This is a genomic window from Streptomyces sp. NPDC088157 (genome assembly GCF_044741545.1).
GTDB lineage: Bacteria > Actinomycetota > Actinomycetes > Streptomycetales > Streptomycetaceae > Streptomyces.
Genome location: NZ_JBIUSU010000002.1, coordinates 22,816 through 34,184, shown reverse-complemented (window position 1 = coordinate 34,184; position 11,369 = coordinate 22,816). Strand labels below are relative to the sequence as shown.

8 protein-coding genes are annotated in these 11,369 nt (G+C 72.6%); 4 read left to right on the top strand and 4 right to left on the bottom strand.

Annotated elements, in window-relative coordinates; translation table 11 throughout:
* Positions 1 to 9 precede the first annotated feature (9 nt).
* Positions 10 to 741 carry a MerR family transcriptional regulator gene (locus ACIPFH_RS06555; RefSeq protein WP_401823844.1) on the bottom strand — a complete coding sequence of 244 codons (732 nt, stop codon included), beginning with the start codon at positions 739 to 741 and terminating at the stop codon, positions 10 to 12.
* A 66-nt stretch (positions 742 to 807) separates the two neighbouring features.
* Here ACIPFH_RS06555 and ACIPFH_RS06550 point away from each other — a divergent pair, with 66 nt between their 5' ends.
* Together ACIPFH_RS06550 and ACIPFH_RS06545 are read left to right on the top strand one after the other, a co-directional pair.
* A complete protein-coding gene (locus ACIPFH_RS06550) occupies positions 808 to 1,290 on the top strand; it encodes a macro domain-containing protein (RefSeq protein ID WP_401823842.1) in 483 nt (160 codons plus the stop codon).
* A 5-nt stretch (positions 1,291 to 1,295) separates the two neighbouring features.
* The gene (locus ACIPFH_RS06545) at positions 1,296 to 2,276 is read left to right on the top strand and encodes an adenosine kinase (RefSeq protein ID WP_401823839.1); all 981 of its coding nucleotides are present in this window, start codon (positions 1,296 to 1,298) and stop codon (positions 2,274 to 2,276) included.
* A gap of 60 nt (positions 2,277 to 2,336) precedes the next feature.
* Here the strand turns inward: ACIPFH_RS06545 and ACIPFH_RS06540 are convergent, their stop codons facing one another.
* Positions 2,337 to 3,830, bottom strand: coding sequence for a M1 family metallopeptidase (locus ACIPFH_RS06540; RefSeq protein WP_401823838.1), 1,494 nt, complete (start codon positions 3,828 to 3,830; stop codon positions 2,337 to 2,339).
* Positions 3,831 to 4,031: 201 nt separating this feature from the next.
* Between ACIPFH_RS06540 and ACIPFH_RS06535 the strand changes: the two genes are divergently transcribed.
* Positions 4,032 to 5,975, top strand: a complete 1,944-nt coding sequence (locus ACIPFH_RS06535; RefSeq protein WP_401823835.1) for a Xaa-Pro dipeptidyl-peptidase — start codon at positions 4,032 to 4,034, stop codon at positions 5,973 to 5,975.
* A 27-nt stretch (positions 5,976 to 6,002) separates the two neighbouring features.
* Here the strand turns inward: ACIPFH_RS06535 and ACIPFH_RS06530 are convergent, their stop codons facing one another.
* Positions 6,003 to 6,968, bottom strand: coding sequence for an FAD-dependent oxidoreductase (locus ACIPFH_RS06530; RefSeq protein WP_401823834.1), 966 nt, complete (start codon positions 6,966 to 6,968; stop codon positions 6,003 to 6,005).
* A gap of 94 nt (positions 6,969 to 7,062) precedes the next feature.
* Here ACIPFH_RS06530 and ACIPFH_RS06525 point away from each other — a divergent pair, with 94 nt between their 5' ends.
* Positions 7,063 to 8,703, top strand: coding sequence for an ABC-F family ATP-binding cassette domain-containing protein (locus ACIPFH_RS06525; protein ID WP_401823831.1), 1,641 nt, complete (start codon positions 7,063 to 7,065; stop codon positions 8,701 to 8,703).
* A gap of 185 nt (positions 8,704 to 8,888) precedes the next feature.
* Here ACIPFH_RS06525 and ACIPFH_RS06520 read toward each other — a convergent pair whose 3' ends face one another.
* Positions 8,889 to 11,303: a Tex family protein gene (locus tag ACIPFH_RS06520; protein WP_401823830.1), complete on the bottom strand. Its 2,415-nt coding sequence runs from the start codon at positions 11,301 to 11,303 to the stop codon at positions 8,889 to 8,891.
* Positions 11,304 to 11,369: the final 66 nt, after the last annotated feature.

Sequence of the window (11,369 nt, the reverse complement as noted above, 5' to 3'; positions counted from 1 at the left end):
CCGGGCCCGTCAGGGGGAGCCGTCCGCCGGCGGCTCCCCGAGCCACTCCCGCAGTTCCTCCGTCAGCGACCGCTGGAAAGCCGTCAGCAGTGCCTGGACGACCAGGGGCTGCATGTGCGCCGACAGCGACCTCACCGCCCGGGCGTCCCCCTCCGGCACCTCCTCGCGCAGCAGCCGCGACAGCTCGTGGGCCGCGTCGCGCGCGTGGTCGAGGAGGACGGTCCGGGCCGCGCGGATCGCCTCCGGGGACAGCGGCACGTCGAGGAGCCGCACGCCCAGCCGCAGCAGCCCCGCGTCGACGCGGTACGAGTCCTCGTCGGCCCGGTCCCCGGCGCCGGCCTCCAGCACGCCCATCGCGGTCAGCCGATCCACGTCCTCCTCGCTGAGCGCCCGCCCCGCCCGCCGCCGGAGTTCCTCCCGCTCCACCGTCTCCACGGCGTCCGGTGCCCACGAGGCCACCACGGCCCGGTGCACGGCGAGGTCATGGGCGTCGAGACCGGGTGGCAGCCGGTCCAGATAGCGCTCGATCGCCGCCAGCGTCAGGCCCTGCCCCCGCAGTTCCTCGATCAGCGCCAGGCGCGCGAGGTGCACGGGCCCGTAGTGGCCCACCCGGCGCGCACCGATGACGGGCGGGGGCAGGAGGCCCTTCGTGCCGTAGAAGCGCACCGTCCGCACGGTGACGCCCGCGCGTGCGGCCAGCTGGTCGACCGTGAGGGCCGGCTCCTCGGTCTCGATCGTCATGTGCAGCAGTATCGCTGTCACACCACTGCTCGGAGCACTGTCGGTGGCATCCCCTACGGTGACGTCATGTCGGAGATCACGTATGTCCGGGGCGACGCCACCGTTCCGTCCGTGAAGGGCGTCAAGGTGATCGCCCATGTCTGCAACGACATCGGGGGATGGGGCAAGGGCTTCGTCCTGGCGCTGTCGCGCCGCTGGCCGGAGCCGGAGGCCGCCTACCGCGCCTGGCACCGGGAGCGCGCCTCGAACGACTTCGGTCTCGGCGCGCTCCAGCTCGTCCAGGTGAAGCCCGATGTCTGGGTCGCCAACATGATCGGCCAGCGCGGCACACGCACCGGCAGCAAGGGCGTCCCCGTGCGCTACCCGGCCATCGACACGGCACTGGCCCGCCTCGCCGACCGTGCGATCGAACTCGGAGCGTCGGTGCACATGCCCCGGATAGGCTGCGGTCTGGCCGGCGGCAAGTGGTCCCGCGTCGAACCGCTCGTGACCGAGCGGCTGGTCGGGCGGGGCGTCGCGGTGACGGTGTACGACCACGGGGAGGGGTAGCGCCCATGCGCGCCGACAAGGGGAACACCGAGCACGCCGAGCACCGCGACGGCGCCGGGCACGTCGAGTACTTCGCGGGCACCGACGACGTCGACGTCCTGGTCCTCGGCGGGGCCGGCGTGGACACGATCGTGTACGTGCCCGAGCTGCCGCTTCCGTACGCCGACAGCTACATGATCGACGGCGGGATCCGCGCCCGCGCCGGACAGACCGGTGACTTCGTCGCCCTGGGCCTGGCCGCCCTCGGCCTGCGCGTCCACCACCTCGACTTCCTGGGCGACGACCCCGAGGGAGACCTGGTCCGCGCCCTGCACCGGGAGAAAGGCATCGCGCTCACCGCGATCCCGCAGCCCGCCGGCACCAAGCGCGCGGTCAACCTGGTCGGCCCGGACGGGCGGCGGCTGTCGCTGTACGACAACAGCCGCGGGCGCCCGGACGACCGCTTCCCCCAGGGCACCCTGCGGACCCTGGCCGCCGCGAGCCGCCACGCGCACGTGTCCATCACGCACCCCTGCGCCGAGGCCCTGCCCGTGCTGCGCGAGGCGGGCGTGGGCATCTCAACCGACCTGCACAACTGGGACGGGGAGAACCCCTACCACGAGGCCTTCGCGCACCAGGCGGACGTCGTCTTCGTCTCCGTCGCCGCGCTGACCGACCCGGAGGCGGTCATGCGCCGCATCGCCGCGCGCGGCCGCGCCGAGGTGGTCGTCGCCACGGCCGGTGCGAAGGGCGCGTACCTCCTCACCGACGGCGAGCTGTCCCACATCCCGGCCGCCGCTCCTCCCGGGCCGGTGGTCGACTCCAACGGCGCGGGTGACGCCTTCGCGTCCGCCTTCCTCTTCGGCCGCCTCAACGGTGAGCCGCCGCACCGGTGCGCCGAGTACGGCGCGCTGGCCGGGGCGTACGCGTGCACGGTGCCGTCCACGCACAGCGCCGCCCTGTCGCGCGACGCACTCCTGGCCCGGACGGCTGCCACCGGGCGGTAGCGCCTCCGCGGGCCAGGAGCGAGGGGTCCTGGACGTCGGTCCTTCGAGCGCGGACGACGGTCAGTGCGCGTGCACGTCGTTCGTCGCCGCGATCTTCTTCCAGGACTTCGGCCGCACGGGAGTGACCGACGCCTTCGTGACCGCGGCCGTCCGCGCCGCGGGTGCCGCCGGCTTCTGCGGCTGGAACAGCCAGGTGTCGAACAGGGCGCCCAGTGGCCTGCCGGAGAGCTGCTCGGCGTACTTCTGGAAGTCGGCGACGCTCGCGTTGCCGTACGCGTGCTTCTGCGGCCAGCCCTTCAGGACGGCGAAGAAGGCGTCGTCGCCGATCTCGTCGCGCAGCGCCTGGACCGCAAGCGCGCCCCGGTCGTAGACGGCGATGTCGAACTGGTTCGCCGCGCCCGGGTCGCCCGGCTTCACCGTCCAGAACGCGTCGTCGGCCGGGTGCGAGGCGTACACGTAGTCCGCGAGCTCCTGCGCCGTGCCCTCGCCCTCGTGCTCGGACCACAGCCACTGCGCGTACCGGGCGAAGCCCTCGTTGAGCCAGATGTCCTTCCACCCGGCCACGGACACGTAGTCGCCGTACCACTGGTGGGCCAACTCGTGCACCACCACGGAGACGTTGGAGCCGCCCGCGAACTGCCGGGGGCTGTAGAAGGGCCGGGTCTGCGTCTCCAGCGCGTACCCGGTCGTCGTGTTCGGCACGTACCCGCCGAGCGCGTTGAAGGGATACGGCCCGAAGTACCCGCTCAGCCAGTCGGCGATCTCCCCGGTCCGCTCGACGCTCGCCCGCGCCGCACCGGCGTTGTCGCCCAGGTCCTCGCTGTAGGCGTTGACCACCGGGATGCCGCTCTCGGTCGTCCCGGTCGTGATGTCGAACTTCCCGACGGCGAGGGTGGCCAGATAGGTGGCCTGGGGCTTGTTGGAACGCCAGTTGTAGCGGGTCCAGCCGAGGCGCGAACTCGTCGACTGGAGGGTGCCGTTGGAGATGGCCTGTGAGCCGTCGGGGACCTGCACCGACACGTCGTAGGTGGCCTTGTCGAGCGGGTGGTCGTTGCTGGGGAACCACCACCAGGCCGCCTCGGGCTCGTTGGCGCCGACCCCGCCGTCCGGAGTGCGGTGCCAACTGGTGAAGCCGTACGCCTGTTTCGACGACGGGATCCCGCTGTAGCGCACCACGACGGTGACCGTCGCGCCCTTGGCCAGCGGCGTCTTCGGCGTGATCTCCAGCTCGTGCTCGCCCGAGGCCGCGAACGCCGCCACGGCGCCGTTGACCCGCACCTCGCTCACGTCGAGCAGGAAGTCCAGGTCGAACCTCGACAGGTCCTGTGTGGTCTTCGCCAGGATCGTCGCCGTCCCCTCCAGCTCGTCCGTGGCCGGCTGGTACTTCAGCCGCAGGTCGTAGTGGGAGACGTCGTATCCGCCGTTGCCGTACGCCGGGTAGTAGGGGTCGCCGATGCCCGGGGCGCCGGGGGAGGCACTCGCGGCCGATGCCGGGATCGCCAGCAGGACGGACGCGGCAGCGAGTGCGCCCGGCGCGATGATTCTGCGGTGCACGAAAGCTCCAAGTCGTAGGGTCACGCGGTCTGTTCGGAGCCTATTGACTCCCTGTGTCCCAGGGCCTGCCCACCGCCACCCCTGTCACACGATCGCCATTCGGCCGTCACGGGCAGCCCATTTCCATGGGCGCGTTTCGGCCACAGCGGACCCACAGCTGCCCTCTTCTGTACGGGAGTTGACCGGGGTAGCGTCCCGCGCATGTCGACACGCACGCGCTTCCCGATCCGGAGACCGCTCGCGACCGCCGCCATCACCCTTCTCGTGGCCGCCTTCCTCACCCCGGCCACGGCCCACAGCACCCCGCGAGAGAGCCGGCCCGTCCACTCCTACGAGAACGCCGTCCGCGAGGCCGTCTGGGTGGACACCGGGCTCGACGGCGACAGCGACGGGAAGGCGGACCGCGTCGCCGTCGACATCGTCCGCCCCCGCGAACCCGCCGCCCAGGGCCGCAAGGTGCCCGTCATCATGGACGCCAGCCCCTACTACTCCTGCTGCGGGCGCGGCAACGAAAGCCAGCGCAAGACGTACGACGCGGCCGGAGACGTCGTCCGGATGCCGCTCTTCTACGACAACTACTTCGTGCCGCGCGGCTACGCCTTCGTCGGCGTCGATCTCGGCGGAACCAACCGCTCCGACGGCTGTGCCGACGTAGGAGGACGCTCCGACATCCAGTCCGCGAAGGCCGTCGTCGACTGGCTGAACGGCCGCGCCAGGGCCTACACCACCCGCACCGGCGCCACGACGGCCAGGGCGAGCTGGACCAACGGCAGAACCGGCATGATCGGCAAGAGCTGGGACGGCACCATAGCCAACGGCGTGGCCGCCACCGGCGTGCAGGGCCTGAAGACCATCGTCCCGATCGCCGCCATCTCCTCCTGGTACGACTACTACTTCGCCCAGGGCGCCCCCCTCTACGGCTCCGGGCCCGACTGGCTCGCCGACTACGTCGACAGCCCCGAGGCCCGTGCCAAGTGCGCCGCCGTCCAGCGGAAACTCGTCGACGAGGCCCCGCGGACCGGTGACCGGACGCCGCTGTGGACCGAGCGCGACTACGTCAAGGACACGCGCAAGGTGAAGGCGAGCGTCTTCCTCATCCACGGCCTGCAGGACCTCAACGTCCGCACCAACCACCTCGGCCCGTGGTGGGACGCCCTCGCGAAGCACGGCGTCGAGCGCAAGATCTGGCTCTCCCAGACCGGCCACGTCGATCCCTTCGACTTCCGCCGGGCCGCCTGGGTGGACACCCTGCACCGCTGGTTCGACCACGAACTCCTCGGCTACGACAACGGCATCGACCGCGAGCCCATGGCCGACGTCGAACGCCACCCCGACCAGTGGGTCACCTCCGCAGTCTGGCCGCCGCACGGCACCCGGACCGCCACCCTGCGTCCCGCCACGGGCGACCGACCCGGCGTCGGAGCCCTCGGCCTGCGCAAGGGCACGGGCACCGCCGCCTTCACCGACGACCCGCGGCTGAGCGAGACCGAGTGGGCCGCGCGGATCGACACCCCGACCCCCGAGAAGGCCGGGTTCGTCACCGGGCCCCTCACCCGTGGCCTGCGCCTGTCCGGCTCCTCCCGGGTCACCGTCACCGCCACCCCCACCACCGCGACGGCCCATCTGACCGCCGTCCTCGTCGACGTCGGACCCGACACCGTCCGTGACTACGCGGCGAGCGGCGAGGGCATCAGCACGCTCACCGACCGCACCTGCTGGGGCGGGAGCACCACGGGCGACAGCGCGTGCTTCAGGGAGACCGCCGCCCTGACCGCCGACGTCGGCCAGACGGTCGTCAGCCGTGGCTGGGCCGACCTCGGCACCTACGCCGACCCGGGCAGGGGCGCCCCGCTCACCCCGGGCAGGGCGTACACCCTCACCATCGACCTGGCGGCCACCGACCACGTCGTCCCGGCAGGTCACCGGCTCGCGCTGATCGTCGCGGGCACCGACAGGGACCTCATCGACCCGCCGGCCGACACCCCGACCCTCACCCTGGACCTGGCCCGCACCTCGGCCCGCGTCCCGCTCGTCGGAGGCGCCGACGCCTTCGCCCGCGCCACGTCCGGCTCGGCGGAGTCCACCCCCGGCGCCCGGCCCCTGGACGGCGTACGGACACCGCACCACACGTACCGGATCCCGTGATCCCGGCCCGGTGCAACCGGAGCGGTATCAGGAGGAGGCGGCCTGCGGCACCAGCCCGGCCGCCTCCTCCGCACACCCCCACGCCACCGTGACGCCGGCCCCGCCGTGCCCGTAGTGATGCACCACCACCCGCCCGTCCGGCAGCTCCGCCCGCTCCAGCCGTACCGTGCCCCGGACCGGCCGCAGCCCCACCCGGTGCTCCAGGATCCGCGCCCCGGCGACCTCCGGCCGCAGGGCCGCGCAGCGCCGCACGATCGCCGCGGCCACCTCCGGATCCGGCTCCAGCGACCACACGTCGTCCTCCGCCGTGCCGCCCAGCAGCAACCGCCCGGCATGCGGGAAGAGGTAGGCCATCTCGCCGTCCGGACCGGTGGAGACGAGCCAGGTGTCGACGCCGGGGTTCTCCACGACGACGAGTTGCCCCCGCACGGGCCGCACCGACGGGTCCGCCACCAGCTCCCCGGCGCCCAGCCCGGTGCAGTTGACCACCACCGGCGCCTCGGCCTTGGCCAGGTCGGTCACCGTGCGCTCCTCGACCGTGCCGCCCGCCCGCAGCAGCCGCTGCCCGAGCCAGGACAGATACGTCGACATGTCGATCAGCGGCAGCCGCGCCCGGACGCCGGTCCCCGCGCCGTACTCGTGGGCCGTGGTCCGGCGCAGCCCGGCCAGCCGGCCCGCCGCCCAGCTCTCGACCTCGTCCAGGTCCGTCTCGCCGAGTATCCCGTCGACCAGACGCACGCCCGTCTCCCCGGGCCGCTCGGCCAGCTCCTCGTAGACCTCCAGCGAGCGCAGCGCCCACGCCCGCGCCCGCGCGATCGGCTCGACGTGGTACGGCCACCACAGCGCACCGGCCACGGCCGAGGTGGTGCGCTCGGCCGGCTCGCGCGTCCAGACCCGGACCCGCCGGCCCCGCTCGGCGAGCACGACGGCCGTCGTCAGCCCGACGACCCCGCCGCCGACCACGATCACATCGCTGTTCCACCGGGTGTCCACGCCCGGACGGTAACCGACCGCACCGCCGGACAGCGAGATCACGGGGAATCCGGCGCGACCGCACCACGGGACGACCACTAGGATCTACGACCTGATGACTGCCACCCTCGTCGCCAAGAACCTCGCCGCCGGCCACGGCGACCGCTCCCTCTTCTCCGGGCTCGACCTCGTCGTCGCCCCCGGGGACGTGATCGGGCTGGTCGGCGCCAACGGCGCGGGCAAGTCCACCCTGCTGAAGCTGCTCGCCGGGCTCGCCGCGCCCGAGCAGGGCGAGCTCAGGCTCTCGCCGCCGACCGCGACCGTCGGCCATCTGCCCCAGGAACCGGAACGCCGCCCCGGTGAGAGCGTGCGCGACTTCCTGGCCCGCCGCACCGGCGTCGCCGAGGCACAGCGCACGATGGACGAGGCCACCCAGGCCCTGGTCGACGGAGCGCCCGGCGCCGACGACGCCTATGCGACGAGCCTGGAGCGCTGGCTCGACCTCGGTGGCGCCGACCTCGACGAGCGGGCCGAGGAGGTCGCCGACTCCCTCGGCCTCGGAGTCGGCCTCGACCAGCCGATGACCTCCCTGTCCGGCGGTCAGGCCGCCCGCGCGGGCCTCGCCTCCCTCCTCCTCTCCCGCTACGACGTCTTCCTCCTCGACGAGCCGACCAACGACCTCGACCTCGACGGTCTGGAGCGCCTGGAACGCTTCGTGAAGGGTCTGCGCGCCGGCACCGTCGTCGTCAGCCACGACCGCGAGTTCCTCACCCGCACGGTCACCAAGGTCCTCGAACTCGATCTCGCCCAGCAGCAGGTCAACCTCTTCGGCGGCGGCTACGACGCCTACCTGGAGGAGCGGGACGTGGCCCGTCGGCACGCCCGTGAGGACTTCGAGGAGTACGCCGACAAGAAGGCGGCCCTCCAGGACCGCGCGCAGACACAGCGTTCCTGGATGGACAAGGGCGTGAAGAACGCGCGCCGCAAGGCGGGCAACGACAACGACAAGATCGGCCGCAAGTTCCGCAGCGAGGCCAGCGAGAAGCAGGCGGCGAAGGCCCGGCAGACCCAGCGCATGATCGAACGCCTCGAGACCGTCGAGGAGCCGCGCAAGGAGTGGGAACTGCGCATGGAGATCGCGGCCGCCCCGCGGTCCGGCTCGGTCGTCGCCACCCTGCGCGACGCCGAGGTACGGCGCGGCGACTTCACCTTCGGGCCGGTGACCCTCCAGATCGACTGGGCCGACCGGGTCGCGGTGACCGGCGCGAACGGCGCGGGCAAGTCGACCCTCCTCGGCGCGCTCCTCGGCCGGATCCCGCTGGACGCCGGCCAGGCCTCCCTGGGGTCCGGCGTCCTGGTCGGCGAGGTCGACCAGGCGCGGCAGCTGTTCCACGGCTCCGAGGCACTGCTGGACGCGTTCCGCGCGGCCGTACCCGACACCGAACCGGTCGAGGTGCGCACCCTGCTGGCCAAGTTCGGCCTGAAGTCGGACCACGTGATGCGTCCGGCGGCCAGCCTGTCACCCGGCGAACGCACCCGCGCCGCCCTGGCACTGCTCCAGGGCCGGGGCGTCAACCTGCTCGTCCTCGACGAGCCGACGAACCACCTCGACCTCCCGGCCATCGAGCAGCTGGAGTCGGCCCTCGACGCCTACGAGGGCACACTGCTCCTGGTCACCCACGACCGGCGCATGCTGGACGCGGTCCACGTCACGCGCCGGCTGGAGGTCGCGGACGGCAAGGTGACGGAGCGCTAGGACGTCCGGTGCCCGGCGTCGGCCGTCGGGCGGGGTCCCGCCTCGCCCCCCCCCGCGCCGTGCCGGACCCGGCCCGCCCCGCGTGTCGCGGGGCGGGCCGTCTCACGAGGGCTGCCGGGCCCGGCGGGGCCGGGTCGCCCTCGTGCGGCTCCCCGTCCTGCCGGGCCCCTCGGGGTCGCCCTCGGTCAGCGCCTGCCCTTCTTCGGGTCGACGAGGCCCGCTCGGCGCAGTGCGTCGGCCATCGCGCTGTTGGCCGGCGGGGGAGCCTGGCGCGAACCGCCGCCGCCACCGGCGCCTCCGCCTCCACCGCGCTGCCCGCCCTGCTGTCGCTGCTGCGGCGGACGTCCGCCGCCGCGCTGCGGACGTCCGCCGCCGGAGGACTGGCCCTGGCCGCCCTGCGGGGCCGCCTCGTCGTCCAGCCGGAGCGTCAACGAGATCCGCTTGCGCGGGATGTCGACGTCCAGGACCTTCACCTTGACGATGTCACCGGGCTTGACGACGTCCCTGGGGTCCTTGACGAACGTCTTCGACAGCGCCGAGACGTGTGCCAGACCGTCCTGGTGGACACCGACGTCGATGAACGCCCCGAAGGCCGCCACGTTGGTCACGACACCCTCCAGAACCATCCCGGAGGAAAGGTCGGAGATCTTCTCCACCCCCTCCTTGAAGGTGGCCGTCTTGAAGGCGGGCCGCGGGTCACGCCCGGGCTTCTCGAGCTCCTTGAGGATGTCCGTGACGGTCGGCAGACCGAACGTCTCGTCCACGAACTCCGTCGGCCGCAGCGAGCGCAGGACACCCGTGTTGCCGATCAGGGATGCCACCTCCTGCCCGGAGGTCTTCACCATGCGCCGCACCACCGGGTAGGCCTCCGGGTGCACGCTGGAGGCGTCCAGGGGGTCGCTGCCGCCGCGGATGCGCAGGAAGCCCGCGCACTGCTCGTACGCCTTCGGGCCGAGCCTGGCGACCTTCTTCAGCTCGGAGCGGGAGGTGAAGGGCCCGTTGGTGTCCCGGTGCGCCACGATGTTCTCGGCGAGGCCGGAGGAGATGCCGGACACCCGCGAGAGGAGCGGCGCCGAGGCCGTGTTGACGTCCACGCCCACGCCGTTCACACAGTCCTCCACCACCGCGTCCAGCGAACGCGACAGCTTCACCTCGGACAGGTCGTGCTGGTACTGGCCGACACCGATCGACTTGGGGTCGATCTTCACCAGTTCGGCGAGCGGGTCCTGGAGCCGGCGCGCGATCGACACGGCGCCACGCAGCGACACGTCCATCTCGGGCAGCTCCTGGGAGGCGAAGGCGGAGGCCGAGTACACGGAGGCGCCCGCCTCGGACACCATCACCTTGGTGAGCTGCAACTCCGGGTGCTTGGTGATGAGTTCACCGGCGAGTTTGTCGGTCTCGCGGGACGCGGTGCCGTTGCCGATGGCGATCAGGTCGACCGCGTGCTCCTTGGCCAGCCGGGAGAGCCTGGCGATCGCCTCGTCCCACTTGTTCGCCGGGACGTGCGGGTAGATCACGTCCGTGGCGACCACCTTGCCGGTCGCGTCGACGACGGCGACCTTCACGCCCGTGCGGAAGCCGGGGTCCAGGCCCAGCGTCGCGCGCGTGCCGGCCGGGGCGGCGAGCAGCAGGTCGCGGAGGTTGGCGGCGAACACGTCGACGGCCTCGTCCTCGGCGGCCGTCCGCAACCGCAGCCGCAGGTCGATGCCGAGGTGGACGAGGAGGCGGGTGCGCCAGGCCCAGCGGACCGTGTCCGTCAGCCACTTGTCACCGGGACGGCCCCGGTCGGCGATGCCGAACCGGCCGGCGACGATGCCCTCGTACGACGAGGGACCGGGCTGCTCGGAGGGATCCTCCGGCTCCAGGACGAGGTCGAGGACCTCCTCCTTCTCGCCGCGCAGCATCGCCAGGACGCGGTGCGAGGGCAGCGCGGTGAACGGCTCGGTGAAGTCGAAGTAGTCGGCGAACTTCGCGCCCGACTCCTCCTTGCCGTCGCGCACCTTGGCGGCGAGGCGCCCACGCACCCACATGCGCTCGCGCAGCTCGCCGATCAGGTCGGCGTCCTCCGAGAACCGCTCGGTGAGGATCGCCCGCGCGCCGTCCAGCGCGGCCTGCGGATCGGCGACGCCCTTGTCGGCGTCGACGAACGCGGCGGCCGCCGCGAGCGGATCGACCGTCGGGTCGCCGAGCAGCCCCTGGGCGAGCGGTTCGAGGCCCGCCTCGCGAGCGATCTGTGCCTTGGTGCGCCGCTTGGGCTTGTACGGGAGGTAGATGTCCTCCAGCCGCGCCTTGGTCTCGGCGCCGAAAATCTGCGCCTGGAGCGCGTCGGTGAGCTTGCCCTGCTCACGGACCGACTCCAGGATCGCCGTGCGCCGCTCCTCCAGCTCCCGCAGGTAGCGCAGCCGCTCCTCGAGCGTGCGCAGCTGCGCATCGTCGAGCATCTCGGTCGCTTCCTTGCGGTAGCGGGCGATGAAGGGCACCGTCGAGCCGCCGTCGAGCAGCTCCACGGCGGCCTTCACCTGCCGCTGCCGTACGCCGAGTTCCTCGGCGATCCTGCTTTCGATGGACCCTACTTCGATGGACCCGGGTGTCGTCACGATCCCGTACCGCCTTCTCCACTGAGGTTGCGCGGCAATTGTGGCAGGTGACACCGACACTCGGGG